We start from the raw sequence: 25,183 nt of genomic DNA on the forward strand, positions 1-25,183 counted from the left end.
CGATGCCTAAAGTAGCTATTTACAAACAAGATGGTTCTCAAGCTGGCGATTTAGAGCTTAATGCTTCCGTTTTCGGTATTGAACCAAACCAAAATGTATTATTTGATGCTGTAATCATGCAGCAAGCGTCACTTCGTCAAGGTAACCACGACGTGAAAAACCGTTCTGAAGTTGCCGGTGGTGGACGCAAACCATGGAGACAAAAAGGAACTGGACGTGCTCGTCAAGGTTCAATCCGTTCTCCGCAATGGGTAGGCGGTGGAGTCGTTTTCGGACCAACGCCAAGAAGCTATTCTTACAAATTGCCTAAGAAAGTTCGCCGTTTAGCTATTAAATCTGCACTTTCTTCAAAGGTAATCGATAATAACCTAGTAGTTCTTGATGCTCTTTCTTTGGATGCTCCAAAGACTAAAGACATGAAGCAAGTACTGACAAATCTATCCGCAGATCGCAAAGCACTTGTTGTGACAGGAGATTTCAACGAATTTGTTGCTTTATCTGCTCGTAACATCCCTGGTGTAACTGTTGTTACAGCAACTGGTGTTAATGTGCTTGATGTGCTTAACCACGACAAGCTTGTTATGACAAGAGACGCTGTGGAAAAAGTAGAGGAGGTGCTTGCATAATGGATGCACGTGATATTATTAAGCGCCCCGTAATTACAGAGCGTTCTACTGAAATTATGGCTGACGGAAAATACACTTTCGAAGTTGACACTCGCGCAACAAAGACTCAAATCAAAATTGCGTTGGAAGACATTTTCGGAATTAAAGTTGCATCAGTAAACACTGCGAACTACAAAGGGAAATTCAAACGTGTAGGTCGTCATACTGGTTATACTTCAAAACGTAAAAAAGCAATCATTACTTTAACTCCAGGAAGCAAAGAATTGGACTTCTTTGAAGGAGTTTAAGATCAACAAGTAAAGGAGGGAAACACAAATGGGTATCAAAAAGTTTAAACCGATCACTAACGGTCGCCGTGGTATGACTCAGCTTGACTTTGCTGAAATTACTACTGACCAACCAGAAAAATCATTGCTTGCACCACTAAGCAAAAAAGCCGGACGCAACAACCAAGGTAAACTTACTGTTCGTCACCAAGGCGGTGGGCACAAGCGTAAATACAGAATCATCGACTTTAAACGCAACAAAGATGGAATACCAGGACGCGTTGCTACAATCGAGTATGATCCAAACCGTACTGCAAACATCGCGCTAATCAACTATGTTGATGGTGAAAAACGTTACATCCTAGCTCCTAAAGGACTTAAAGTAGGCCAAGAAATCATGTCTGGCGTTGGCGCTGACATTAAAGTAGGGAATGCACTTCCACTAGCGAACATTCCTGTAGGTTCTACAATCCACAACATCGAGCTAAAACCTGGCAAAGGCGGACAGCTTGCTCGTTCTGCTGGTGCTGAAGCTCAACTTCTTGGTAAAGAAGAAAAGTATGCTCTTGTTCGTTTAGGCTCTGGAGAAGTTCGTATGATCCTTCTAACTTGCCGTGCAACAATCGGTCAAGTAGGTAACCTTGAGCATGAACTTGTTAACGTAGGTAAAGCAGGTCGCTCTCGCTGGATGGGTATCCGTCCAACAGTTCGTGGTTCTGTAATGAACCCTAACGATCACCCACACGGTGGTGGTGAAGGACGCGCTCCAATCGGACGTAAATCACCAATGTCACCATGGGGCAAACCGACTCTTGGCTACAAGACTCGTAAGAAAAACAAAACAACCGACAAGTACATCGTACGCCGTCGTAAAAAATAACGTGTTTGTTCTACGGTTCAATCGAACCGTAGCGCAGTCGCGAAGGGAGGTTCACGTATGGGTCGCAGTTTGAAAAAAGGACCTTTTGTTGATGACCACTTAATGAAAAAAGTTGAAGGCTTGAACGAAACTAATGACAAAAAAGTTGTTAAAACTTGGTCTCGCCGTTCTACAATTTTCCCGGAATTCATCGGACACACATTAGCAGTATATGATGGACGTAAGCATGTGCCGGTTTATGTTACAGAAGACATGGTCGGACATAAGTTGGGTGAATTTGCACCAACTCGTACTTACAAAGGTCATGCCGCTGATGATAAGAAAACAAGACGTTAATTGAGGGGAGGTACACAAAATGCAAGCAAAAGCTGTTGCTAAACAAGTGCGTATTGCTCCTCGTAAGGCTAGAATTGTTATCGATCTGATTCGAGGTAAGCAAGTAGGCGAAGCACTTGCGATCTTACGCCTAACACCAAAAGCTGCTTCTCCAGTGATTGAAAAGGTGTTAAAGTCTGCTATCGCAAACGCGGAACACAACTATGAAATGGAACCAAACAACCTTGTGGTATCATCTGCATTCGTAGATGAAGGCATTACGTTAAAACGTTTCCGTCCTCGTGCAATGGGACGTGCAAGCCGTATTAACAAGCGTACTAGCCACATCACTATCGTTGTTTCTGAAAAGAAGGAGGGATAAGACGTGGGTCAAAAAGTAAATCCGATAGGACTACGTATTGGCGTCATCCGTGACTGGGAGTCAAAGTGGTACGCTGACAAAGACTATGCTGATCTATTACACGAAGATCTTAAAATTCGTAATTATATCGAAAAGCGTTTAAAAGACGCGGCTGTATCCGGCGTTGAAATCGAACGTGCAGCTAACCGCGTAAACATCACGATCAAAACTGCTAAGCCTGGTATGGTTATCGGTAAGGGTGGTACTGAAGTCGAAGCACTTCGTAAAGCACTTAACGAACTAACTGGCAAGCGAGTACATGTAAACATCTTTGAAATCAAGCAAGCTGATGTTGATGCTAAGCTTGTTGCTGAAAATATTGCTCGTCAATTGGAAAACCGTGTGTCTTTCCGTCGTGCAATGAAGCAATCGATCCAACGTTCTATGCGTGCTGGAGCAAAAGGAATCAAGACAGAAGTATCAGGACGTCTTGGTGGAGCAGATATCGCTCGTTCAGAATCTTACAGTGAAGGAACTGTTCCTCTTCATACCCTTCGTGCAGACATCGACTACGGAACTGCAGAAGCAGACACAACTTACGGTAAAATCGGCGTTAAAATCTGGATCTACCGTGGGGAAGTCCTTCCAACAAGAGGAACGAAAAAAGCGGAAGGAGGAAAATAATTATGTTATTGCCAAAACGTGTTAAATACCGCCGTGAACACCGCGGGAAAATGCGCGGACGTGCAAAAGGCGGAGCTGAAATAGCATTCGGCGAATATGGTTTGCAAGCTGTTGAAGCATCTTGGATCACAAACCGCCAGATCGAAGCAGCTCGTATCGCGATGACTCGTTACATGAAGCGTGGCGGTAAAGTATGGATTAAAATTTTCCCATCTAAACCTTATACAGCTAAACCTCTAGAAGTCCGAATGGGTTCTGGTAAAGGGGCGCCTGAAGGTTGGGTTGCTGTAGTAAAACCAGGAAAAATCATGTTTGAAATCGCTGGTGTATCCGAAGAAGTAGCTCGCGAAGCACTTCGTCTTGCTGCACACAAGCTTCCTGTGAAATGTAAATTTGTAAAACGCGAAGAAGTGGGTGGTGACACTAATGAAGGCTAATGATATCCGTAACTTGACCACTGCTGAAATTGAACAAAACGCTAAGTCTTTGAAAGAAGAGCTTTTCAATCTTCGCTTTCAACTAGCTACAGGTCAATTAGAAAACCCTGCCCGCATTCGTGAAGTTCGTAAAGCAATTGCCCGTGCAAAAACTGTTTTACGTGAAAGAGAGCTAGGGATTACTAACGCTTAACATTGAGAGGAGGTTCGCACAATGAGTGAACGTAACCAGCGTAAAGTTTATGTTGGCCGTGTTGTATCTGACAAGATGGACAAAACAATCACTGTGCTTGTAGAGACTTACAAAAAACACCCTTTATATAACAAGCGTGTTAAGTACTCTAAGAAATTTAAAGCTCATGATGAAAACAACACTGCAAGAGTAAATGATATGGTAAGAATCATGGAAACTCGTCCGCTTTCTAAAGACAAACGTTTCCGTTTAGTAGAAGTGGTTGAAGTAGCAGTAGTTATTTAATATATGTTCGGATCGAAAATGTATCCGAAAGGAGGTCAATTCGCATGATTCAACAAGAGACTCGTTTAAAAGTAGCTGACAACTCAGGTGCTCGTGAGTTACTTTGTATTAAAGTTCTTGGTGGTTCTGGACGTAAATACGCAAACGTTGGTGACATCATCGTCTGTTCTGTAAAATCTGCAACACCAGGCGGCGTTGTTAAGAAAGGTGATGTCGTTAAAGCGGTTGTTGTTCGTACGAAACGCGGAATGCGCCGTAACGATGGATCTTCCATCCGTTTTGACGAAAACGCAGCAGTAATCGTTCGTGATGACAAGGGTCCTCGTGGTACTCGTATTTTTGGACCAGTTGCACGTGAACTTCGTGACAAACAATTCATGAAGATCGTATCACTTGCTCCAGAAGTACTTTAATTATCAATAGAATGCAAGGCTCAAAAAGTAGGCTTGTAAGGAGGTGCAACACGCTCATGCCAATGCATGTAAAAAAAGGCGATAAAGTACAAGTGATTTCTGGTAAGGATAAAGGCAAACAAGGAGTAATTCTTGAAGCTTATCCGAAACAAAATCGTGTCCTTGTAGAAGGCGTTAATATCGTTAAGAAACACGCGAAACCGTCTCAGGCTAATCCACAAGGTGGAATCGTAAGCCAAGAAGCTCCGGTTCACGTTTCTAACGTAATGCCTCTTGATCCAAAGACTGGTGCTCCTACCCGTGTAGGTCACAAAGAAGTCGATGGTAAAAAAGTTCGTGTAGCTAAATCAGGTGAATTTTTAGATAAATAATAGCAGTGAAAGGAGGGCATCTTGATGAACCGTCTACAAGAGCGTTATAAAAGTGAGATTGTTCCTTCTCTAGTAGAGAAGTTTAACTACACTTCTGTAATGGAAGTTCCAAAGATCGAAAAAATCGTAATCAACATGGGTGTTGGTGACGCAGTTTCCAACTCTAAAGTATTGGACACAGCAGTTGAAGAGCTAACAGCTATCGCTGGTCAAAAGCCAGTAATCACTCGTGCTAAGAAATCTATCGCAGGCTTCAAGCTTCGTGAAGGGATGCCGATCGGTACAAAAGTAACTCTTCGCGGAGACCGCATGTTTGATTTCTTAGACAAACTAATCTCTGTTACACTTCCACGTGTACGTGACTTCCGTGGTATTTCAAAGAAAGCTTTTGATGGCCGTGGTAACTACACTCTTGGTGTAAAAGAACAATTGATCTTCCCGGAGATCGATTATGATAAAGTTAACAAAGTTCGCGGTATGGACATCGTTATCGTAACGACTGCCAACACGGACGAAGAGGCACGTGAGCTATTGACTCAAGTAGGAATGCCTTTCCAAAAATAATCTTTTAGCCAAAGGAGGTAAACCCGTGGCAAAGAAATCTATGATTGCTAAGCAACAACGCCAGCAAAAGTTCAAAGTGCAGGAATACACTCGCTGTGAACGATGCGGGCGTCCTCATTCAGTAATCCGCAAGTTTAAACTATGCCGTATTTGCTTTAGAGAACTTGCTTATAAAGGTCAAATTCCTGGTGTTAAAAAAGCCAGCTGGTAATACCCTGAACAAAGGGAAGGAGGTAAATATCAATGGTCATGACAGATCCAATTGCAGATATGCTTACTCGTATTCGCAACGCTAACACTGTTCGTCACGATAAATTAGAGGTTCCTGGCTCAACGATTAAGAAAGAAATCGCAGAAATCCTCAAGCGTGAAGGCTTTGTACGTGATGTGGAATACATTGAAGATAATAAACAAGGGATGATTCGCATCTTCCTTAAATACGGTTCTAACAATGAACGTGTAATTACTGGTCTTAAACGTATCAGTAAGCCTGGACTACGTGTTTATGCAAAATCAACTGAACTTCCACGAGTACTTGGAGGATTAGGGATTGCACTAGTATCGACTTCTAAAGGCGTTCTAACTGACAAAGAAGCTCGCCAGCAACAAGTCGGCGGCGAAGTATTAGCATACGTTTGGTAAAAATTAAGCAGCGAATGGAGGTGTCATTATGTCTCGCATAGGTAATAAACCTGTTGAAATCCCAAGCGGCGTAACAGTTGATTTGAAGGAGAACAACCTTGTCACTGTTAAAGGTCCTAAGGGTGAACTAACTCGTAAATTCCACAACGATATTAAAATCAATGTGGCTGAAAGCACAATCACTTTTGAGCGCCCGAGCGATCACAAAGATCATCGTGCTTTACACGGAACAACTAGAAGCGTACTTAACAACATGGTTGTTGGTGTTACAACTGGATATGAAAGAGCACTAGATATCATTGGTGTAGGTTACCGTGCTTCTAAGTCTGGTAACAAACTTATCCTTAACGTTGGATACTCTCATCCAGTAGAAATCGTTCCTGAAAAAGGAATTGACATTGATGTTCCTTCTAACACGAAAGTAATTGTTAAAGGTATCGATAAAGAACGCGTTGGCGAAATCGCAGCAAACATCCGTTCAGTACGTGCTCCTGAGCCTTACAAAGGTAAAGGTATCCGTTATGAAGGTGAGTTTGTACGACGCAAAGAAGGTAAGACTGGTAAATAAGGCCGTTAAGAAGTTAGCGGAAAGGAGTGCATAGGATGATCACTAAAGCGGATAAAAATGTCGCTCGTAAAAAAAGACATGCTCGTGTTCGCCGCTCTGTAATCGGAACAGCACAACGTCCTCGTTTGAACGTATTCCGTTCTACCAAGCATATTTATGCTCAACTGATCGATGATCAAAACGGAGTTACAATCGCATCTGCCTCTTCATTAGATAAAGGCGTTGATGTTAAAAACGGCGGTAACGTTGAAGCTGCTAAGGCAATTGGCGAAGCCATTGCTAAACGCGGTGCAGAAAAAGGCGTTAAAGTAGTAGTATTCGACCGTGGCGGATATCTATATCATGGACGTGTAAAAGCATTAGCTGATGCAGCCCGTGAGGCTGGGTTAGAATTTTAATAGAAGGAGGGAAACTGATGCGTATCGACCCTAATAAACTTGAACTTGAAGAACGTGTCGTAACGGTCAACCGTGTAGCGAAGGTTGTAAAAGGTGGACGTCGTTTCCGCTTTGCTGCAGTCGTTGTCGTTGGTGACAAAAATGGTCATGTCGGATTTGGTACTGGTAAAGCACAAGAAGTACCAGATGCTATCCGTAAAGCAATTGAAGACGCAAAGAAAAATCTTATTACAGTACCAGTTGTTCGTACAACGATCCCTCACCAAATTACAGGACAATTTGGCGCAGGAAAAGTATTGCTTAAGCCTGCTTCTGAGGGTACTGGAGTTATCGCGGGCGGACCTGTCCGTGCGGTACTAGAACTTGCTGGTGTTGGCGATATTCTTTCTAAATCTCTTGGATCTAACAACCCGATCAACATGGTGCGTGCTACGATCGAAGGATTAAGAAATCTTAAACGCGCTGAGGACGTTGCGAAACTTCGCGGCAAATCAGTAGAAGAGCTTTTAGGTTAAGGAGGGAATAGTAGATGGCTAAGAAATTAGAAATCACCCTCACACGCAGTGTTATCGGTCGTCCTGAGAATCAGCGTGTAACTGTTAAGACTCTAGGTCTTAGAAAAATGCATCAAACGGTTGTTCACGAAGATAACGCAGCAATCCGTGGAATGGTTAACAAGGTATCTCACCTTTTAACTGTTACTGAAATCGACGCGTAAAACGATAAATAAATCATGAGGAGGTGCTCAGATGAAACTTCATGAGTTGAAACCAGCTGAAGGATCCCGTTCAACACGCAACCGTGTAGGACGCGGTATCGGATCAGGAAATGGTAAAACCAGTGGACGTGGTCACAAAGGACAAAAGGCTCGTTCTGGTGGAGGAGTTCGTCCGGGATTTGAGGGTGGACAAAATCCATTAGCACGTCGTTTGCCTAAACGTGGATTCACAAACCCAACTCGTAAAGAGTACTCAATTGTTAATCTTGAAAAACTTGCTCGTTTTGAAGAAGGAACAGAGGTAACTCCAGAACTTCTTATCGAAACTGGCGTAGTAAGCAAAGAAAATAGCGGCATTAAAGTTCTAGGAAATGGCAAGTTAGGAGTTAAGCTTACAGTTAAGGCCCACAAATTCTCTGCTTCTGCTAAAGAAGCTATTGAAGCGGCCGGCGGAAAAACTGAGGTGATCTAATGTTCCGGACAATCTCCAACATTATGCGTGTGGGTGATCTGAGAAACAAGATTCTTTTTACACTTTTGATGCTGATCGTTTTCAGGATCGGAACATTTATTCCTGTTCCAGGTGTGAATCGCGAAGTTCTCCAGTTTGGCACTGAAAATAACGCAAGTATTTTTGGATTCTTGAACACGTTCGGTGGTGGGGCATTAAAAAACTTCTCCATCTTTGCAATGGGTATCATGCCATACATTACAGCATCAATCATTGTTCAGCTGCTTCAGATGGATGTGGTTCCTAAATTTACGGAGTGGAGTAAACAAGGGGAAGTGGGCCGACGCAAGCTGGCTCAGTTCACCAGGTACGGAACGATTGTCCTCGGCTTTATCCAAGCTGTAGGGATGTCAATAGGTTTTAACAACCTGTTCCCTGGGCTGATCTCAGATCCGGGAATCATGACGTATTTGTTTATTGCGTTAGTATTGACTGCAGGAACTGCCTTCTTGATGTGGTTAGGTGAGCAGATTACCCTTAAGGGAATTGGAAATGGGATTTCCGTTCTCATTTTCGCGGGGATTGTCGCAGCTATTCCTACAGCAGTTAACCAGATATATGCAGCGCAATTCAAAGGCGCAAACGATCAGCTGTTTATGCATATTGTAACTGTACTTCTGTTACTGATCGCTATTATCTTAGTTGTTGTCGGCGTTATCTTTATTCAACAAGGTTTGCGTAAAATCCCGATTCAGTATGCAAAACGAGTCGTCGGAAATAAGCCTGTTGGCGGTCAATCCACGCACTTGCCGATCAAAGTCAATGCAGCAGGAGTTATCCCGGTTATCTTTTCGATTTCCTTGATTATCACTCCGCGTACGGTTGCCGGCTTTTTCGAGCAAAACAGTGTGACCAAATGGATTGTCAATACGTTTGACTACACCCAGCCAGTCGGAATGATTATATATGCGCTTTTAATTATTGGATTTTCGTACTTCTATACTTTCATTCAAGTCAACCCAGAACAAATGGCAGACAACTTGAAGAAACAGGGCGGTTATATTCCCGGCATTCGTCCAGGAGCTAACACTCAGGCGTATATTACGAAAATTTTATATCGATTAACTTTTGTAGGATCTCTATTCCTTGCGTTGATCGCTATTCTCCCGGTAATCTTTACAGCAATTCCAGGGCTTAACCTTCCGCCTTCTATCCGAATCGGCGGAACGAGCATACTGATTGTTGTAGGTGTGGCATTAGACACGATGAAGCAGATTGAGAGCCAGTTGATCAAACGGCATTACAAAGGCTTCATTAAGTAGAGGAAAGGGAAGAGCCTTTTCTTCCCAAACCCTCAGTCTATTGACTAGATTAGTGACGTATGGAGGGATTAGATGTATCTTGTATTAATGGGATTGCCTGGTGCCGGTAAAGGGACACAGGCAGAACAAATTGTTGAACAGTACGGAATTCCTCATATTTCTACTGGAGATATGTTTCGCGCAGCGATAAAAGAAGGTACTCCTCTCGGTCTGAAGGCAAAGTCATATATGGATTCCGGCAACTTGGTTCCGGATGATGTAACGATCGGAATTGTCCGTGAACGTCTTGCCAAAGATGACTGTGAAAAAGGATTCCTGCTTGATGGTTTCCCTCGTACTGTTGCTCAAGCTGAAGCGCTTGAGGAAATTCTTCGCGATTTGGAACGCCAGATTGATTATGTACTCAATATTTCTGTTGATACAGATAAATTGATGCAGCGGTTGACTGGCCGCCGGGTTTGCCCGGAATGCGGAGCCACTTATCATGTGATTTTCAATCCGCCTAAAGTGGATGGAAAATGTGACAAGGACGGCACTGAATTAATTCAACGCAAAGATGATAACGAAGAGACTGTTCGTACCCGCTTGGAAGTAAACATGGAGCAATCCAAACCTTTGCTTGATTTCTATAAAGAAAAAGGTTACCTCAAGAACATTGATGGCGATCAGGAAATCAATAAAGTGTATAACGATATCAACAAACTTATTGGAGGGTTGGCAAAATGATTATCTGCAAAACGCCGCGGGAGATAGAAATCATGCGGGAAGCAGGGAGAATCGTTGCCCTAACTCACCAAGAGTTAAAGAAACACATTATACCTGGTGTGACAACGAAAGAACTGGATAACATTGCTGAAAAGTTTATTCGCAGCCAGGGTGCAATCCCTTCATTCAAGGATTATAATGGATTTACGGGAAGCATCTGTACTTCCGTTAATGAAGAGCTTGTACATGGAATCCCAGGAAGGCGTGTATTGAACCATGGCGACATTATCTCTTTAGATATTGGGGCGAAATACAAAGGCTATCATGGGGATTCAGCCTGGACGTACGGGGTTGGAGAGATTTCTGAGGAATCTCAAAAGCTTCTCGATGTAACCGAGCAATCTCTATTCAAAGGATTAGAGAAAGCGAAGGCAGGTGCCAGACTAACAGACATTTCTCATGACATTCAAGTATATGCAGAAGCTGAAGGGTTCTCTGTTGTACGAGAGTACGTGGGTCATGGAGTCGGCCAGGAATTGCATGAAGATCCGCAAATTCCTCATTACGGACCGCCCGGCAAAGGGCCGATCCTAAAAAAGGGAATGGTATTGGCTGTTGAGCCGATGATCAATGCTGGATCTCGTTACGTTCGAACATTATCCGATAACTGGACGGTTGTCACAACGGATGGCAAATGGTGTGCTCACTTCGAACATACCATCGCTATTACGGAGGAAGGTTACGAAATCTTAACAAAGATCTAGGTGAAGGTGATATAATGGTTAGCGATTCTGAATCGGTACCGCAAATAGGTCAGATGGTTCGAATCATAAAGGGAAGAGACGCTGAGAAATTAGGTGTCATTGTAAATATCCTGGATGATCGTTTTGTACTTATAGCCGATGGCGATAAACGCAAATATGATCGCGCCAAACGTAAAAACCTGATTCACTTAGAACTTCTTGATTTTATTTCTCCGGAAGTTGCAAGAAGCATTCTTGAAACAGGCCGTGTAACTAATGGCAAACTACGGTACGCAGTAGCGAAGTTTTCCGACGAGAAAGTCATTGCTCTGAAGAAGGGAGACCATATCGATGGCTAAAGATGATGTAATTGAGGTAGAAGGTACGGTAATCGAACCACTGCCAAACGCCATGTTCCGAGTGGAGCTTGAGAATGGACATAAAATTCTAGCGCACGTTTCTGGTAAGATCCGTATGCACTACATTCGTATATTACCAGGGGATAAAGTAACCGTAGAATTGTCTCCATATGACTTATCACGTGGTCGTATAACGTATCGCTTTAAATAAAAAATCGTACTCCGTGACATAAGGAGGTTTAAAAGATGAAGGTTAGACCATCAGTCAAACCCATTTGTGAAAAATGTAAAGTTATTCGTCGTAGAGGTACTGTTATGGTGATCTGCGAAAACCCGAAACACAAGCAAAAACAAGGTTAATCCAAGGAGGTGCTAAATTATGGCACGTATTGCAGGAGTGGACGTTCCACGCGATAAGCGTATTGTCATTTCACTAACATATATCTTTGGAATCGGGAAAGCTAAAGCACAACAAGTTCTTGCTGAAGCTGGCGTATCTGAAGAAACTCGTGTTCGTGATCTTACAGAAGATGAATTAAACAAAATTCGTGAAGCGATCGACAAAATTAAAGTTGAAGGTGACCTTCGCCGTGAAGTGTCTCTTAACATTAAACGTCTTATTGAAATCGGCAGCTACCGTGGGGTCCGCCACCGTCGCGGTCTTCCAGTTCGCGGTCAGAATACGAAAAACAACTCTCGTACTCGTAAAGGACCTCGTCGTACAGTAGCGAATAAGAAAAAGTAAGAGTAAAGGAGGTAAACTCTAATGGCTAAGCAACGTAAAACTAACACACGTAAACGTCGTGTCAAAAAGAATATTGAGACTGGTATCGCGCATATTCGTTCGACTTTCAACAACACGATCATTACGATTACTGATACACACGGGAATGCAATCTCTTGGGCTACATCTGGCCACTTAGGATTCAAAGGTTCTCGTAAATCAACTCCGTTCGCAGCGCAAATGGCAGCTGAAACTGCTGGTAAAACTGCAATGGAAAATGGCATGAAAACACTAGAGGTTTCTGTTAAAGGCCCTGGTGCTGGCCGTGAAGCTGCAATCCGTGCCCTTCAAGCGGTAGGTTTAGAAGTAACAGCTATTCGCGATGTTACACCTGTTCCTCATAACGGATGCCGTCCTCCAAAACGCCGCCGCGTGTAACAATAGTTACACTCTTCGGTATAAAGTATGCATAGCCTGTCTATAATGGGTATGTATACTATTAGTTTTGGTGAAGAACACTAATTAGTTGTTTAAGTCGGGAATGCCATTGGGGAATTTCGGCTGGGTTCTGCCCGGTCGAGGTTCGACGTTTGAAGGAGGGTTTAGTTGAATGATCGAAATCGAAAAGCCAAGAATTGAAACGGTTGAAATCAGCGACGATGCCACATATGGAAAGTTTGTTGTTGAACCACTTGAACGTGGATATGGTACTACACTGGGCAACTCCTTACGTCGTATCCTATTATCCTCACTGCCTGGTGCAGCTGTTACATCAATTCAGATTAATGGAGTATTGCATGAGTTCTCAACAGTTGAAGGTGTTGTAGAAGACGTTACTACGATCATCCTTAACTTGAAAAAGCTTGCGATGAAGATTTATTCTGAAGAAGATAAAACATTGGAAATAGATGTACAGGGTGAGGGAGTCGTTACAGCTGGTGACATTACACATGACAGTGATGTGGAAATTTTGAATCCGGACCTTCATATTGCTACTCTTGCAGAAGGCGCTCATTTCCAAATGAAGCTGAATGCAAAGAGAGGCCGCGGTTACGTTCAGGCGGAAGGCAATAAGAGTGAAGATCTACCAATCGGAGTTATTCCGGTGGATTCAATTTACACACCAATTTCTCGTGTGAACTACCAGGTAGAAAATACCCGCGTTGGACAAGTGACAAACTATGACAAGCTTACATTTGACATTTGGACAGATGGAAGCATCCGTCCTGAAGAGGCAGTTTCTCTTGGAGCGAAGATCATTACCGAACATTTGAATATATTTGTCGGACTAACCGATCAAGCGCAAAAAGCTGAAATTATGGTTGAAAAAGAAGAAGACCAAAAGGAAAAAGTTCTTGAAATGACGATTGAAGAACTTGATCTTTCTGTGCGTTCTTACAACTGCCTTAAGCGCGCTGGTATTAATACAGTTCAAGAACTTGCTAATAAATCAGAAGAAGACATGATGAAAGTTCGCAACCTCGGTAAGAAGTCTCTTGAAGAAGTTCAAGAAAAACTTGACGAGCTCGGGCTTTCATTACGTGCTGACGATTAATCTGACAGACTAGAATTTGCTTTTTCACAGGTGACTGTTTTTATAAACAGCCCCTGTCTGCAAAAAGCACAGAAGGAGGGAATAGACATGGCATACCAAAAGTTGGGTCGTGTTTCAGCTGTTCGCCGCGCAATGCTGCGTGACTTAGCAACTGACTTAATTATCAACGATCGTATCGAAACAACAGAAGCACGTGCTAAAGAAGTACGTAAATTTGTTGAAAAGATGATCACGCTTGGTAAGCGTGGAGACCTTCACGCACGCCGTCAAGCTGCAAGTTTCGTACGAAACGAAGTAGCTAACGAAGAATCAGGACAAAAGGCAATTCAAAAACTATTTAGTGACCTTGGACCTCGTTATGCTGAGCGTAATGGTGGTTACACTCGTATCGCTAAAATCGGTCCTCGCCGTGGTGACGGTGCACCTATGGTCATCATCGAATTAGTTTAATAGTGAATAAAGGGCGGGACAGGGTCGTAAAGATCGTTTCTTGCCCTTTTTTTATTTGTCCTCAAAAGAGGTCAAATAAAAAAAGAAAGCATCCTGAATCAGTGCCAGGCACCTCACTTCACTTTCAGGTGCCTGGCACGGAAAAACATCCTGCAAAGGAAGATAAAAGCTGGTCCTGAAAGGGTCAGTACATGTTTTTAAGGTAAGCATTGCTGACTTAAAAGATGTTATTTCCGTGATGCAAATCACAAATGTAGTAACGCTTCGATTAGTTACTTAAATATCTGGAGTCAGGCACCTGAATGTAAAAAACGGTGCCAGACACCATTTCAGGAAGTAAAGTGTTTTTTCAAAGAAGTAATAGCTGAGCTGAGGGGGAGAAAAGCGTGAAGGAACTGATATCGGTCAATAACGTTTCCTTCCAGTACCCGAGCGAGGAGAAAACCACACTGGCGGATTTAAGCCTCTCGGTGTACCAAGGAGAATGGCTGGCGATTGTCGGCCATAACGGGTCCGGAAAATCTACACTGGCTAAATTGCTCAACGGGCTGCTTCTGCCTTCTTCAGGAGAGATAAAGGTAGAAGACTACACAACGACAAACGAACAAGAACTATGGGAGATCAGAAGGCGGGTCGGCATCGTTTTTCAAAATCCGGACAACCAGTTCGTCGGGACAAGTGTCAGAGACGATGTGGCGTTTGGGTTGGAAAACTTCGGTGTGCCCCGTGAAGAGATGATTTCTCGTATTGAACAAAGCATTCAGCGTGTAAAGATGCAGGAGTTTATTGAAAGTGAACCTCACCATCTTTCAGGCGGCCAGAAGCAGCGTGTTGCCATTGCCGGCATCATTGCCCAAAAGCCGTCTATCATCATCCTCGATGAAGCGACTTCCATGCTGGATCCGATGGGCCGGAAAGAAGTCATCGACACGGTGAAACAACTGAACGAGGAGGAAGGGATTACCGTTATCTCCATTACGCATGATCTGGAGGAAGCGGTCCGTGCTGACCGGGTCATGGTCATGAAACAAGGTTCCATCCTCACGACAGGAAGTCCGAGACAAGTGTTCCAGAACGAGTCGTTATTGCTGGATGCCGGCTTGGATCTGCCGTTCTCCCTTAAACTCGGATTAGCGCTTAAGGAAAATGGGATAGGCTTAAAAGAACAACATTTAACACAGGAAGAATTGGTGGGTGCATTATGGACATTAAAATCAACAACCTAACCCATCGCTACAAGCCTGGAACGCCTTTTGAGCGGCTTGCACTAAAGGATGTGAATCTATCTATTCCATCGGGCTCATTCCTTGCAGTCATCGGTCACACGGGTTCTGGGAAGTCGACGCTCATTCAGCATTTGAACGGCCTGTTAAAGCCATCTGAAGGCACCATACAGGTTGGGGACCTGACGATTGCTGCCAATGAGAAAAAGAAACAGCTAAAAGCCCTGCGCAAAAGAGTAGGTATTGTCTTTCAATATCCAGAACATCAGTTATTTGATGAAACGGTGGAGAAGGATGTCATGTTCGGTCCGATGAACTTCGGGCAGAGTGAAGAAGCAGCCAGAAAAACAGCTCGAGAGATGGTTAAGCTTGTCGGGCTTCCGGATGAGGTACTGCAAAAGTCACCTTTTGACTTGAGCGGCGGACAGATGCGGCGGGTAGCTATCGCAGGTGTTCTTGCGATGCAGCCTGAAGTGCTGATTCTGGATGAGCCGACAGCGGGGCTAGATCCAAAGGGGCGCAAAGAGATCATGGACTTATTCCGTGCCCTTCATGATCAGCGTAAGACGACGACCATCCTTGTTACGCATTCCATGGAGGATGCTGCGTATTATGCGGACCATATTGTTGTCATGGATAAAGGATCCACCTATCTAGAAGGCACTCCTGCGGAAATCTTTGATAAACGGGACGAGCTTCAGGCCGTTGGGCTGGATGTGCCGGAAACGGTTCAGTTTTTGCTCAAGTGGCAGGAGTTGACGAAGAATCCAATGAAACTATCCTCTTTTACCATTGAAGAAACAGCTAAAGCCATTGCGGCTGACTTCGGCAAAGGAGGGTCAATATGCTAGATAACGTGATCATTGGGCAGTATATTCCGGGCTGTTCCGTCATCCACAAGATGGACCCGCGTGCGAAGCTGCTTAGCATCTTTTTGTTTATTTTCGTGGTCTTTCTGGCCAATAACTGGCTGACCTATGTCCTGCTCGGCATTTTTGCAGCGGGTGCTATGCTGTCATCCCAGGTATCGCTCCGTTATATCTATAAAGGGCTTAAACCCATTTTTCTTATTGTCATTTTTACATTCATCCTGCACATTGTGATGACGAAGCAAGGCGATGTCATCTACCACCTGGGATGGCTGAAGATTTATGAAGGCGGCTTAAGGCAAGGGGTATTCATCTCACTTCGTCTCGTCTATCTCGTGGTCATCACATCATTGCTGACGCTGACCACCACACCGATCGATATAACAGATGGACTTGAATACTTACTGTCTCCTTTTAAAAAGATAAAGCTGCCCGTTCATGAGTTTGCCCTCATGATGTCCATTTCTCTCCGCTTCATTCCTACGCTGCTGCAGGAAACGGAGAAAATCATGAAGGCACAGATGGCCCGGGGTGCAGAGTTTACAACCGGTCCTATAAAAGAGCGCGTCAAAGCGTTTGTTCCGCTGCTGGTGCCTTTGTTTATCTCATCCTTTAAACGGGCGGAAGACCTGGCTCTCGCAATGGAAGCCCGCGGTTACCGAGGGGGAGAGGGCAGGACGAGGCTGCGCATTCTGGAATGGAAACTCAGGGATACAGCCTCTCTGCTCATTCTGCTTGCATTGGCCGTCGTTCTTTTCGTATTCCGAACGCATTAATCTTAAGGGAGTTTGATGTATGCAGCGCTGGAAAGCTACCGTAAGCTATGATGGCACCTTGTTTGCCGGCTATCAGGTGCAGCCGGAGGGCCGTACTGTACAGAGTGAGATTGAACGGAGCCTGGCCAAAATGCATAAAGGCGAGGATCTGCGCATCTCGGCTTCTGGAAGGACAGATGCAGGAGTCCATGCCATTGGGCAGGTATGTCACTTTGACAGCCCGTTGGCCATTGCCGGAGACCGTTGGCAGAAAGCCCTGAATGCGCTGCTGCCCAGTGATATACGCATCACGAAAGTGGAAGCTGTTGCTCCGGATTTTCATGCGCGTTTCAGTGCACAGAAGAAGGAGTATCATTATCGGCTATTGACCTGCAGTCAGCCAGATGTTTTCCGCCGGCATTATGCGTATCATTTTCCTTATTCTCTAAATCGTGACGCCTTGGAAGAGGGCATGAGGATGTTCTTGGGAACACACGACTTTACATCATTTTCCTCGGCCCGTTCCACTGTTGAGGACAAAATACGTACCATCTACCGTTTTGAAATGGACACGTCTACAGACGAGATCATTTTTAAAGTGAGCGGGAGCGGGTTTTTGTATAACATGGTCAGAATCATGATTGGCACTCTTCTTGATGCAGGCCAGGGCAGGATCGAGCCGAAGGAAATCGAAGCTATGCTGCAGGAGAAGAACCGGATTGCTGCAGGAAAGACGGCTCCTCCGCATGGATTATACTTATATCACGTCACCTATTAAAATTATAAAAAAAACATGTAGTAATTTTATAAAAAATTACCTAGTGATTTTATAAAAAATCACCTTATAAATTCCGCGACACACTTGACATCGTTGTTTATATGTTATAAGATATTCTTTGGTATTTCTAAGATTATCTCCCTGCCCCGGAAGATAATTCGGCGAAATGTTTAGTAATTCAAAAATGTTCAGCGAACCGTATTTTACTGTGAGTTTGAACAGCATTCATAAAAAAATTGAGCGATTTAGCGAATGAAGATACAGGAGGGAAAATTCATGCGTACGACATTCATGGCGAAAGCTTCTGAAGTAGAACGTAAGTGGTTATTGATCGACGCTGAAGGAAAGACTTTAGGTCGTCTTGCAAGTGAAGTTGCAGCAATCCTTCGCGGAAAACACAAACCAACTTTTACACCACATGTTGATACTGGAGATCATGTAATCCTAATCAACGCAGAAAAAATTCATCTAACAGGTAAAAAGTTAAGTGACAAGATTTACTACCGCCACACTGGACACCCAGGTGGACTTCGCACAAGAACTGCATTAGAAATGCGTACAACTCGTTCTGAGCAAATGCTTGAATTAGCGATCAAAGGTATGCTTCCTAAGAACAGCCTTGGCCGTCAAATGATCAAAAAGCTTCACGTATATGCTGGAGCTGAGCACCAACACCAAGCACAAAAGCCAGAAAAATACGAATTACGCGGATAATAAAAGGGAGGTATTCACGTGGCACAAGTACAATATTACGGTACTGGGCGTCGTAAGCACTCCGTTGCTCGCGTACGTTTAGTTCCTGGTGATGGCCGTATCGTAATCAACGGTCGCAGCATTGACGAATATTTCGGTTTAGAAACATTAAAACTTATCGTAAGACAGCCCCTTAACGAAACAGCTACAGAAGGTAACTACGACGTTCTTGTAACTGTTCAAGGTGGAGGATATACAGGACAAGCAGGAGCAATCCGTCATGGTATCTCTCGCGCTCTTCTACAAGCAGATCCAGAATTCCGCGGCAACCTTAAGTCTGCTGGATTCTTGACTCGTGACGCTCGTATGAAAGAACGTAAGAAATACGGTCTTAAAGGCGCTCGTCGTGCACCACAGTTCTCAAAACGTTAATCTTTACGTTTCAAGGCTCTCAAGCATTTTGCTTGGGGGTCTTTTTTGTTGTTCAGGCACTTAATCTTCACTTTGAGCTCATGTTCCTTTCGCTACTCGTAAACAATAGGGTATAAAAGATCGAGTTTTCTGAAGGAGGGACATGATGTCGGAGTTAATGGAAGTCTTTTTGAGGACCTTGCTTGCCTTTGCCTTGTTTATAGCAATTGCCCGGCTGCTTGGAAAGCAAACTTTGTCGTATCTGACACTGAATCATTTTATAGCTGCTGCCACTCTTGGATCGATCACCGCTAACCTGGCATTTAATCTTAATATTGAGACATGGCATACAGTGCTCGCAATGATTACCTTCTTTGTTACCTCCATCCTCATTCTTTTTTGGACGGTAAAAAGCAGAAAGGCGCGCAGGTGGATATCGGGAGAACCGACAGTACTGATTGAAGACGGAACCATTTTGGAGAAAAACATGGGGAAAGCAAAATTTACGATTGATAACCTGAACCAGCTTCTTAGAGAGAAGGGGGTATTTGATATCAATGAGGTCCAATATGCTATCCTGGAAACAAACGGAGGCATCTCTGTTCAAAAAAAGCCGCCATTCAGGATGCTTACGCGACAAGACATGGGTATTGCCTCCCAAAAGAATGACGCGAAGTTTCCTGTGGAGCTTATTATGGAAAAACAAGTTCTGACGCAAAACCTTATGCAGAATAATTTATCGGAAGCCTGGCTGCAGGAGGAGTTAAACAAGAAAAACCTCACCCTGTCAGAGGTTTACTATGCGGTAAAAGGAACGAACGGCAACCTGTATTTTGACTGTTATAAAGACAAGCTGGAGGCTCCGATTGATAAGGAATAACGGTTAAACAAGCGTTTAAGCTTTTGATCCGTCCAGCTTCAACTCCTAGAGACCCGTGTACTTCGGTCTTTGTCAGAAAACAAAAAGCGTTTTATGACAAAGCCCTCCAGTGCTTATCGTCTCTAAACAGTCGTTTCAGCATCTCTTTTTTCCCATCATTTACGCAGGATGATGCTTTACTCTTTTGCAAAAGATGTAGTTAAGGGTGAACCCATTAATTATATAGATATGTAATTGGCGCATCTGCGCGGGAAGAGGAAAAATGATGGCGATTGTAATTACAACATTTAGGGAGAAGCAGCGTACGAAAAAAGCGGAGTACGAAAGAAAAGTGCTAAGAGATCTTTCGCTAGGAAAGATCAAAAAGGAATTCCAAAGCCTTTATCAGCCCTTCTTTCAATATTCTTTGCTGTATCAGCAGGACATTGAAGACGCCTGCATTGATCTGGCGATTGATGCCTACTTGCTTGGGGCCGCGTACAGCCGGTTTGCGTATCACGGGGAATCGCTGGATGGCATTAAGAAACGCAGCCAACAGGCTGAAAAGGAATTGACGGACAGCCTCTTTGAATATTGGCAGTTCTGGTGCTGGGGAACAGAACAGATGATGGAATCTCTATATATGTGCTGTGAAGTGTATATCCAGCATTGGTGGCTCGAAGGATACTGGAACGGAGAGAAAAGATACAGAATGAAGCTTCATTAAGTTATATTCATTATCTTGTCCCATATATATAGACATATATGACTGTTTATTAGGGGGCAAAAATGAAGAAGCGGGTAAAGCAAGTTGCCTTTGCCTTAGGTTTTACACTTCTGCTATTTATCTTAACGTACCAGTTTACGGAAAATCGGTCTTGGAAATCGTGGAACCTGCCGCTATCAGGTAAGGTAATCGTGCTGGATCCAGGACACGGCGGAATGGATGGCGGGGCAGTCGGCAGTGACGGTGTACTGGAAAAGGATATCTCTTTGGACATATCGTTAAAACTGAGGGATTATTTGCAGGAATCCGGGGCTCTCGTGATAATGACGAGGGAAAGAGATAAGGATTTAAGCGGTAGAGACTCTGGGCGAATTCGGGCCCGGAAATGGGAAGATTTACGAAAACGAAAAGAAATCATCAATGGATCCAACGGGGACTTATATGTGAGCATTCATCTAAATGCTTTGCCCTCCAGCCGATGGAGAGGCGCACAAGTATTTTTTAATCCCGCAGACAAAAAAGGGGAAGCGGCCTCTAAATTTATTCAAAATGAACTTAAACGCAACCTTCAGAATACCAACCGGATTGCCAAATCTATTGATGGCATCTATTTGATGCGGACGAGCAAACTGCCGGCAACATTGGTCGAGGTTGGCTTCTTGTCCAATCCGAATGAGCGGGAGCTGCTTAAAACCAAGTCCTATCAGCATAAGGTTTCGGCATCAGTTTACCAAGGCATCCTTCGTTATTATACAAAAGAAAAGATACCTGATTAAGGTGCGAGCCCTTCGGCTTGCACCTTTTAGCTTATGAGTCAACGCTTAAAGCCATTTGTGCTATACTGAATATGAAATCGAATACATGCAAAGGAAGTGTCTTTACCATGACAGAAGAGAAAGTAATTGAACTTTTATCTCATATTCAAGACCCTTTTTTACATAAAAGCCTGACAGAATCAGGGGCGATTCAAGAAATAAAAGTAAAGGAAAGCTACGTAAGCTTAAAAGTAGCTTTGCCTCAAACGGGAACACCTGAACAGATGATGCTTCAGCAGGAAATCGTTAATATTCTAAAAGGTGCTGGATTCGAATCAGTCGGCCTGAGGTTTGAAGAACGCAAACCCGCTCAGGGAACCCACAAGGCGGCACCTGGTGTACCGCCTTTGCTTGCCCCTGAAAGTAAGACAGAATTTATCGCGATTGCCAGCGGTAAAGGCGGAGTCGGAAAATCCACCGTATCCGTTAACCTTGCCGTTGCTCTTGCCCGTCTCGGCAAAAAAGTAGGATTGATCGATGCGGATATTTATGGGTTCAGTGTTCCGGATATGATGGGTATCACAGAACGGCCGAAAGTAGTTGGTGAAACCATACAGCCGGTTGAACGTTTCGGTGTAAAAGTCATTTCCATGGCCTTTTTCGTAGAGGACAATGCACCTGTTATCTGGCGCGGACCAATGCTCGGCAAGATGCTGATGAATTTCTTTAGTGAAGTAGAATGGGGAGAACTTGACTACGTTTTGCTGGATCTGCCGCCGGGAACCGGAGATGTGGCCCTGGATGTTCATAAGATGCTGCCTAAATGCAAAGAAATCATTGTTACCACTCCGCATGCAACAGCAGCTTTCGTTGCGGCAAGAGCGGGAACAATGGCATTAAAAACCGATCATGAGATCATCGGTGTTATTGAAAATATGTCCTTTTTTGAGAGCCAGCTGACTGGAGAAAAAGAATATGTATTCGGTAAAGGCGGTGGAGAGCGCCTTTCAGAAGAACTCGGAATCCCAATGCTTGGCCAGCTTCCACTCGGCCAGCCTGATATTAACGAAGATGACTTTGCACCAAGTATCTATGCTGCGGATCATCGTCTTGGAAGAGCTTATGAAGACATCGCACAAAAGGTCATCGATCAGGTTAAATAAAACAAAACCTCGTACTGAAATCCAGTACGAGGTTTTTTAACGGTTATTGGCCGCCTCCGCCGCCTTGCTGATTCTGCTGCTGACCGCCTTGTTGTCCTTTTTTGGAGGTGGCCTGATCAATTTCGTCGTGTGCAGCTTTTTGCAGCATCTCAGCTAATTGAGCACGCACAATCGGGCTGTCGAAGGTTTCCATCATGACTTTCTTTACTTCTTTTCGGTATTGAGGGGAATTGGCAAGGTCCAATAGTTCTTGTCCCATCTTGGGATCTTTCATAATGTTCATGATCTGTTGCTGATAAGAAGGGTCTTTCATTAGACCTTTCATTAACTTTTCGTGTTCTGGCTTCATGCTTTTTGCATAAGCCGCAGCAAATTTAGGATCCTTAAAGGCTTGTTTCCAAAATTGTTCGCCTTTGGGAGATAACAGTTCTTTCTCGATCGTCTGTTTAATTAATGCCTGATCAAGCAATAGCTGTTCCTTCATTTTTTCATCAGATAATACATCTTTAATGGCCTTTTTGCCGTCATCTGTTTTTAATATATCCACCAGCATCTTTTTGGTTGCATCATAATCGATGTTCTGGGAACTGCTTCCTTGTGCTTCATTTTGCGCACAGGCGCTTAGGGCAAAAAGAAGAAAACAGAAGAGACATGGGATCCACGTTTTTTTCACGTCTGCTCCTTCTCCTTTCTATTAGGTCTTACCTTTAGGTTGGGTGTTTTGAGAAGATTTATGCAGAACAAATATAGGAAAACAGTATGGCTTTTTTGGGGTAGGATTGGTACAATCGATAACGGTTACATTTGGATTGGAGGCAATCACGTGAAGTCAAGAAACTGGGTCTTTTTATTTATTACTACGTTGCTCTTAGGAATTGGCTGCGCTATTGTGGCAGGTTTGATATCACAATTTCCGCAAAGCGGAGGTGTGAAAGAGTTTTTTATCTATATACTCGGTCTTGTTGGTTTTGGCGCATTGTTCAGTGTGTTCAGCCAAATGGGCTTTTTTGCGTACTTAACGGTTCACCGATTCGGTTTGGGAATATTTAAATCGCAATCCCTTTGGAATGGTGTACAGATCGTTCTTATTATTGTTGTTCTCTTTGACTTATTTTATCTGCGGTATACCGCGTTTCATAAAGCGGGACAAAGCCTTGCTTCATACAGCTTGATTCCAATCGGCGTGCTGCTTCTAGGGTTTGCGGTGGCTTATCTTAAACAAAAGCAAACCAACAAGGGAGCGTTTGTCCCAACGCTGTTTTTCATCATCGTGGTTACGACGATGGAGTGGGTCCCAGTTTTAAAAACAAACGCTCCAAGTGCCATGTGGATGGCATTTGCGGCTCTTGGTGCCTGCAATACTTATCAGATCTTAATGCTACACCGGCTCATCAATCAAAATACAGGAACAAAATCAAAAACTTCCGCTGTCTAGGCGGAAGTTTTTTTGTGAGAATTAATGGACTTCCTGGCTTTGTGCCTGAGTGTTGGCAATCATTTCACCAACGCTGACAAACGAATAACCTTCCGATTTTAATTTGCTGATAATTTCTGGCAGGGCTTTATGTGTCTGCTTGACTGAGTCAGAAGCATGCAGGAGAAGGATATCTCCAGGTTTCACGTGACCAGTCGCATTTTGCACGATCTTTTCGACTCCGGGATTTTTCCAGTCTTTCGTATCGATGCTCCAATGCACAACAGAATGGTGAGTACCTTCTGAGACTTCAAGGACCCGTTTATCAAAATTGCCATTCGGCGGACGAAGGAGCGTCGTTGTTTTTCCGGAAACCTTTTTGATTTTTTCCTGTGCGATTAAGATGTCTCTTCGAATTCGGGGAACTTCCCAATCCGTATAGTTCTTATATTGATAACCGAGGCTGGCAATTTCGTGCCCATCTTTTACGATTCGTTCAATAATTTCAGGATGCCTTTCCGCCCAGGCGGCAGAAACAAAGAAGGTGCAATTTTTGATTCCTTGTTTTTTCAGTACGTTTAAGATAGGAATAGCTCTCTTGTCTCCCCAGCTGATATCAAACGTCAGCGCGACTTTGTTCCCTTTTTCTTCACCTTTATAGATTGCCCGGGGCCCATCTTTGGATGAAAAAACAGATAATTGCTCTTGTCCCATAAATGCAAGTGAAGCGGCAAAGAAGGCAGCAAACACAACGACCATATACTGCTTCACTTTCTTACCGTTAACCACCATGAAAAATTTCATACCGTCCCCCCTAATCCTGTATATTGAGCTGATCCTTTTTCTTTTTCGTTTGCCAGAGCTGTCTGCCTAAGGAAATATATATGACCAGTGAGGACAAGATAGACCACAGACAGGAAACGGCCTTTTATATACATAGAAAACAAGGGGGCGGGAACGATAGCTTAAAACAAACACTAAAGGAAGCTATGGTGGCGCAATGATAGGCTTAATGATGAATCGCAGGGAAGCAAAGGAATTCGAATATCTTCTAAAAAAAGAAATGGAAGAGCTTTTGTTTGATCTGCAAGATGACAGGCTGGATAAGATAGTAAAATCCGCAATCGAAGAAAGGTACCAGGTTCTCTTTAAGCTCTTTGCCAGGCTGGCCGAACCTGCAGAATGCGCGCGTTTCTGCAGAAGAAAACAGAGCCAATAACATGGCATAAAAGGATTCAAACACTTTTTTCAAATAAAGTGTTGACACTAAAAAGCGATACGTGATATAGTATTCCTTGTCGCCGCTGAGACGGTGATAAGCAACAAAATATCAACAAAATAATCGTTGACATGATGGTTGCAAAAATGTTAAAGTATAAAAGTCGCCAAAACGAGCGACACAAACTTGTTCTTTGAAAACCAAACAAAAGCCAGGTAAGTCAGGGATTTTACAATCCCATCAATTTTTAAACTTTAAGAGCTATATCAAACACTTTATTGGAGAGT

The 25,183-nt window shown here is 43.7% G+C and carries 43 protein-coding genes; 41 read left to right on the forward strand and 2 right to left on the reverse strand.

What is annotated here, in order from left to right; all coding sequences use genetic code 11:
• Positions 1 to 2 precede the first annotated feature (2 nt).
• The 39 genes from rplD (at position 3) to AR335_RS22285 (ending at position 22,263) form a co-directional block, all read left to right on the forward strand.
• On the forward strand, positions 3 to 626 hold the full coding sequence (gene rplD / locus AR335_RS22095) for a 50S ribosomal protein L4 (protein ID WP_053356196.1): 624 nt from the start codon (positions 3 to 5) through the stop codon (positions 624 to 626).
• Positions 626 to 913 carry a 50S ribosomal protein L23 gene (gene rplW, locus AR335_RS22100; protein WP_053356195.1) on the forward strand — a complete coding sequence of 96 codons (288 nt, stop codon included), beginning with the start codon at positions 626 to 628 and terminating at the stop codon, positions 911 to 913. Before rplD ends, rplW begins: the two co-directional genes overlap by 1 nt.
• A 28-nt stretch (positions 914 to 941) precedes the next feature.
• Positions 942 to 1,772, forward strand: a complete 831-nt coding sequence (rplB, locus tag AR335_RS22105; RefSeq protein ID WP_062240237.1) for a 50S ribosomal protein L2 — start codon at positions 942 to 944, stop codon at positions 1,770 to 1,772.
• A gap of 57 nt (positions 1,773 to 1,829) precedes the next feature.
• Entirely contained in the window at positions 1,830 to 2,108 is a 279-nt protein-coding gene (rpsS, locus tag AR335_RS22110; RefSeq protein ID WP_053356193.1) for a 30S ribosomal protein S19, read from the forward strand.
• Positions 2,109 to 2,127: 19 nt separating this feature from the next.
• A complete protein-coding gene (gene rplV / locus AR335_RS22115) occupies positions 2,128 to 2,469 on the forward strand; it encodes a 50S ribosomal protein L22 (protein WP_007203546.1) in 342 nt (113 codons plus the stop codon).
• Positions 2,470 to 2,472: 3 nt separating this feature from the next.
• Positions 2,473 to 3,132, forward strand: a complete 660-nt coding sequence (gene rpsC, locus AR335_RS22120; RefSeq protein ID WP_062240240.1) for a 30S ribosomal protein S3 — start codon at positions 2,473 to 2,475, stop codon at positions 3,130 to 3,132.
• A gap of 2 nt (positions 3,133 to 3,134) precedes the next feature.
• Entirely contained in the window at positions 3,135 to 3,569 is a 435-nt protein-coding gene (gene rplP, locus AR335_RS22125; protein WP_062240243.1) for a 50S ribosomal protein L16, read from the forward strand.
• A complete protein-coding gene (gene rpmC / locus AR335_RS22130; protein WP_053356190.1) occupies positions 3,559 to 3,762 on the forward strand; it encodes a 50S ribosomal protein L29 in 204 nt (67 codons plus the stop codon). Before rplP ends, rpmC begins: the two co-directional genes overlap by 11 nt.
• Positions 3,763 to 3,783: 21 nt before the next feature.
• Positions 3,784 to 4,047 carry a 30S ribosomal protein S17 gene (gene rpsQ / locus AR335_RS22135; RefSeq protein ID WP_053356189.1) on the forward strand — a complete coding sequence of 88 codons (264 nt, stop codon included), beginning with the start codon at positions 3,784 to 3,786 and terminating at the stop codon, positions 4,045 to 4,047.
• A 44-nt stretch (positions 4,048 to 4,091) separates the two neighbouring features.
• Entirely contained in the window at positions 4,092 to 4,460 is a 369-nt protein-coding gene (rplN, locus tag AR335_RS22140; protein ID WP_053356188.1) for a 50S ribosomal protein L14, read from the forward strand.
• Positions 4,461 to 4,522: 62 nt separating this feature from the next.
• Positions 4,523 to 4,831 carry a 50S ribosomal protein L24 gene (gene rplX / locus AR335_RS22145; protein ID WP_062240289.1) on the forward strand — a complete coding sequence of 103 codons (309 nt, stop codon included), beginning with the start codon at positions 4,523 to 4,525 and terminating at the stop codon, positions 4,829 to 4,831.
• Between the two features lie 24 nt (positions 4,832 to 4,855).
• The gene (gene rplE / locus AR335_RS22150; RefSeq protein ID WP_053356187.1) at positions 4,856 to 5,395 is read left to right on the forward strand and encodes a 50S ribosomal protein L5; all 540 of its coding nucleotides are present in this window, start codon (positions 4,856 to 4,858) and stop codon (positions 5,393 to 5,395) included.
• 25 nt (positions 5,396 to 5,420) lie between these two features.
• Positions 5,421 to 5,606: a 30S ribosomal protein S14 gene (gene rpsN, locus AR335_RS22155; protein WP_007203538.1), complete on the forward strand. Its 186-nt coding sequence runs from the start codon at positions 5,421 to 5,423 to the stop codon at positions 5,604 to 5,606.
• 32 nt (positions 5,607 to 5,638) lie between these two features.
• On the forward strand, positions 5,639 to 6,037 hold the full coding sequence (gene rpsH / locus AR335_RS22160; protein ID WP_053356186.1) for a 30S ribosomal protein S8: 399 nt from the start codon (positions 5,639 to 5,641) through the stop codon (positions 6,035 to 6,037).
• 28 nt (positions 6,038 to 6,065) lie between these two features.
• Positions 6,066 to 6,605 (forward strand): 50S ribosomal protein L6, encoded by a 540-nt coding sequence (rplF, locus tag AR335_RS22165; RefSeq protein ID WP_062240246.1) that lies wholly within the window; start codon positions 6,066 to 6,068, stop codon positions 6,603 to 6,605.
• Between the two features lie 35 nt (positions 6,606 to 6,640).
• Positions 6,641 to 7,003, forward strand: coding sequence for a 50S ribosomal protein L18 (gene rplR, locus AR335_RS22170; protein ID WP_053356184.1), 363 nt, complete (start codon positions 6,641 to 6,643; stop codon positions 7,001 to 7,003).
• A 14-nt stretch (positions 7,004 to 7,017) separates the two neighbouring features.
• Positions 7,018 to 7,518, forward strand: coding sequence for a 30S ribosomal protein S5 (gene rpsE, locus AR335_RS22175; RefSeq protein WP_082316075.1), 501 nt, complete (start codon positions 7,018 to 7,020; stop codon positions 7,516 to 7,518).
• A 14-nt stretch (positions 7,519 to 7,532) separates the two neighbouring features.
• A complete protein-coding gene (rpmD, locus tag AR335_RS22180; RefSeq protein ID WP_053356182.1) occupies positions 7,533 to 7,721 on the forward strand; it encodes a 50S ribosomal protein L30 in 189 nt (62 codons plus the stop codon).
• Positions 7,722 to 7,752: 31 nt separating this feature from the next.
• On the forward strand, positions 7,753 to 8,193 hold the full coding sequence (rplO, locus tag AR335_RS22185; protein WP_053356181.1) for a 50S ribosomal protein L15: 441 nt from the start codon (positions 7,753 to 7,755) through the stop codon (positions 8,191 to 8,193).
• Positions 8,193 to 9,494, forward strand: coding sequence for a preprotein translocase subunit SecY (gene secY / locus AR335_RS22190; protein WP_062240248.1), 1,302 nt, complete (start codon positions 8,193 to 8,195; stop codon positions 9,492 to 9,494). The genes rplO and secY overlap by 1 nt, the downstream gene beginning before the upstream one ends.
• 72 nt (positions 9,495 to 9,566) lie before the next feature.
• Entirely contained in the window at positions 9,567 to 10,220 is a 654-nt protein-coding gene (locus AR335_RS22195; RefSeq protein ID WP_053356179.1) for an adenylate kinase, read from the forward strand.
• On the forward strand, positions 10,217 to 10,963 hold the full coding sequence (gene map, locus AR335_RS22200; protein ID WP_062240250.1) for a type I methionyl aminopeptidase: 747 nt from the start codon (positions 10,217 to 10,219) through the stop codon (positions 10,961 to 10,963). Before AR335_RS22195 ends, map begins: the two co-directional genes overlap by 4 nt.
• Before the next feature lie 53 nt (positions 10,964 to 11,016).
• Positions 11,017 to 11,301, forward strand: coding sequence for a KOW domain-containing RNA-binding protein (locus AR335_RS22205; RefSeq protein ID WP_231689176.1), 285 nt, complete (start codon positions 11,017 to 11,019; stop codon positions 11,299 to 11,301).
• Positions 11,294 to 11,512 (forward strand): translation initiation factor IF-1, encoded by a 219-nt coding sequence (gene infA, locus AR335_RS22210; protein ID WP_007203527.1) that lies wholly within the window; start codon positions 11,294 to 11,296, stop codon positions 11,510 to 11,512. Before AR335_RS22205 ends, infA begins: the two co-directional genes overlap by 8 nt.
• Before the next feature lie 35 nt (positions 11,513 to 11,547).
• The gene (gene rpmJ / locus AR335_RS22215) at positions 11,548 to 11,661 is read left to right on the forward strand and encodes a 50S ribosomal protein L36 (RefSeq protein ID WP_007203526.1); all 114 of its coding nucleotides are present in this window, start codon (positions 11,548 to 11,550) and stop codon (positions 11,659 to 11,661) included.
• 19 nt (positions 11,662 to 11,680) lie between these two features.
• Positions 11,681 to 12,046, forward strand: a complete 366-nt coding sequence (gene rpsM, locus AR335_RS22220; RefSeq protein ID WP_062240252.1) for a 30S ribosomal protein S13 — start codon at positions 11,681 to 11,683, stop codon at positions 12,044 to 12,046.
• 21 nt (positions 12,047 to 12,067) lie between these two features.
• Positions 12,068 to 12,463: a 30S ribosomal protein S11 gene (gene rpsK, locus AR335_RS22225; protein ID WP_053356175.1), complete on the forward strand. Its 396-nt coding sequence runs from the start codon at positions 12,068 to 12,070 to the stop codon at positions 12,461 to 12,463.
• Between the two features lie 172 nt (positions 12,464 to 12,635).
• The gene (locus tag AR335_RS22230) at positions 12,636 to 13,580 is read left to right on the forward strand and encodes a DNA-directed RNA polymerase subunit alpha (protein ID WP_062240254.1); all 945 of its coding nucleotides are present in this window, start codon (positions 12,636 to 12,638) and stop codon (positions 13,578 to 13,580) included.
• Between the two features lie 87 nt (positions 13,581 to 13,667).
• On the forward strand, positions 13,668 to 14,030 hold the full coding sequence (rplQ, locus tag AR335_RS22235) for a 50S ribosomal protein L17 (RefSeq protein WP_053356173.1): 363 nt from the start codon (positions 13,668 to 13,670) through the stop codon (positions 14,028 to 14,030).
• A 386-nt stretch (positions 14,031 to 14,416) separates the two neighbouring features.
• Entirely contained in the window at positions 14,417 to 15,256 is an 840-nt protein-coding gene (locus AR335_RS22240; protein WP_062240257.1) for an energy-coupling factor ABC transporter ATP-binding protein, read from the forward strand.
• Complete coding sequence (locus AR335_RS22245) at positions 15,232 to 16,104, forward strand: energy-coupling factor ABC transporter ATP-binding protein (RefSeq protein WP_062240259.1); 873 nt, start codon at positions 15,232 to 15,234, stop codon at positions 16,102 to 16,104. Before AR335_RS22240 ends, AR335_RS22245 begins: the two co-directional genes overlap by 25 nt.
• The gene (locus AR335_RS22250; RefSeq protein WP_062240262.1) at positions 16,098 to 16,898 is read left to right on the forward strand and encodes an energy-coupling factor transporter transmembrane component T family protein; all 801 of its coding nucleotides are present in this window, start codon (positions 16,098 to 16,100) and stop codon (positions 16,896 to 16,898) included. Before AR335_RS22245 ends, AR335_RS22250 begins: the two co-directional genes overlap by 7 nt.
• A gap of 19 nt (positions 16,899 to 16,917) precedes the next feature.
• Entirely contained in the window at positions 16,918 to 17,655 is a 738-nt protein-coding gene (truA, locus tag AR335_RS22255; RefSeq protein ID WP_062240265.1) for a tRNA pseudouridine(38-40) synthase TruA, read from the forward strand.
• 276 nt (positions 17,656 to 17,931) lie between these two features.
• Complete coding sequence (gene rplM / locus AR335_RS22260) at positions 17,932 to 18,369, forward strand: 50S ribosomal protein L13 (protein WP_007203517.1); 438 nt, start codon at positions 17,932 to 17,934, stop codon at positions 18,367 to 18,369.
• 18 nt (positions 18,370 to 18,387) lie between these two features.
• A complete protein-coding gene (gene rpsI / locus AR335_RS22265; RefSeq protein ID WP_053356167.1) occupies positions 18,388 to 18,780 on the forward strand; it encodes a 30S ribosomal protein S9 in 393 nt (130 codons plus the stop codon).
• 145 nt (positions 18,781 to 18,925) lie between these two features.
• Positions 18,926 to 19,639, forward strand: a complete 714-nt coding sequence (locus AR335_RS22270) for a DUF421 domain-containing protein (RefSeq protein WP_062240268.1) — start codon at positions 18,926 to 18,928, stop codon at positions 19,637 to 19,639.
• Between the two features lie 265 nt (positions 19,640 to 19,904).
• Positions 19,905 to 20,345 carry a DUF2521 family protein gene (locus tag AR335_RS22275; protein WP_053356165.1) on the forward strand — a complete coding sequence of 147 codons (441 nt, stop codon included), beginning with the start codon at positions 19,905 to 19,907 and terminating at the stop codon, positions 20,343 to 20,345.
• Positions 20,346 to 20,407: 62 nt separating this feature from the next.
• Positions 20,408 to 21,121, forward strand: coding sequence for an N-acetylmuramoyl-L-alanine amidase CwlD (cwlD, locus tag AR335_RS22280; protein ID WP_062240271.1), 714 nt, complete (start codon positions 20,408 to 20,410; stop codon positions 21,119 to 21,121).
• A gap of 107 nt (positions 21,122 to 21,228) precedes the next feature.
• Complete coding sequence (locus AR335_RS22285; RefSeq protein WP_062240274.1) at positions 21,229 to 22,263, forward strand: Mrp/NBP35 family ATP-binding protein; 1,035 nt, start codon at positions 21,229 to 21,231, stop codon at positions 22,261 to 22,263.
• A 43-nt stretch (positions 22,264 to 22,306) separates the two neighbouring features.
• Here the strand turns inward: AR335_RS22285 and gerD are convergent, their stop codons facing one another.
• Entirely contained in the window at positions 22,307 to 22,936 is a 630-nt protein-coding gene (gene gerD / locus AR335_RS22290; protein ID WP_062240277.1) for a spore germination lipoprotein GerD, read from the reverse strand.
• A gap of 150 nt (positions 22,937 to 23,086) precedes the next feature.
• On the opposite strand from gerD, the gene AR335_RS22295 reads away from it, so the two are divergent.
• On the forward strand, positions 23,087 to 23,698 hold the full coding sequence (locus tag AR335_RS22295) for a KinB-signaling pathway activation protein (RefSeq protein ID WP_062240280.1): 612 nt from the start codon (positions 23,087 to 23,089) through the stop codon (positions 23,696 to 23,698).
• Between the two features lie 21 nt (positions 23,699 to 23,719).
• Here the strand turns inward: AR335_RS22295 and pdaB are convergent, their stop codons facing one another.
• On the reverse strand, positions 23,720 to 24,481 hold the full coding sequence (gene pdaB / locus AR335_RS22300) for a polysaccharide deacetylase family sporulation protein PdaB (protein WP_062240283.1): 762 nt from the start codon (positions 24,479 to 24,481) through the stop codon (positions 23,720 to 23,722).
• A 196-nt stretch (positions 24,482 to 24,677) separates the two neighbouring features.
• Here pdaB and AR335_RS22305 point away from each other — a divergent pair, with 196 nt between their 5' ends.
• A complete protein-coding gene (locus AR335_RS22305) occupies positions 24,678 to 24,896 on the forward strand; it encodes a hypothetical protein (RefSeq protein ID WP_062240286.1) in 219 nt (72 codons plus the stop codon).
• Positions 24,897 to 25,183 lie beyond the last annotated feature (287 nt).

The sequence above is a fragment of the Fictibacillus sp. FJAT-27399 genome (genome assembly GCF_001510655.1).
In the GTDB taxonomy this organism is placed as follows: Bacteria; Bacillota; Bacilli; order Bacillales; family Fictibacillaceae; genus Fictibacillus_C; species Fictibacillus_C marinisediminis.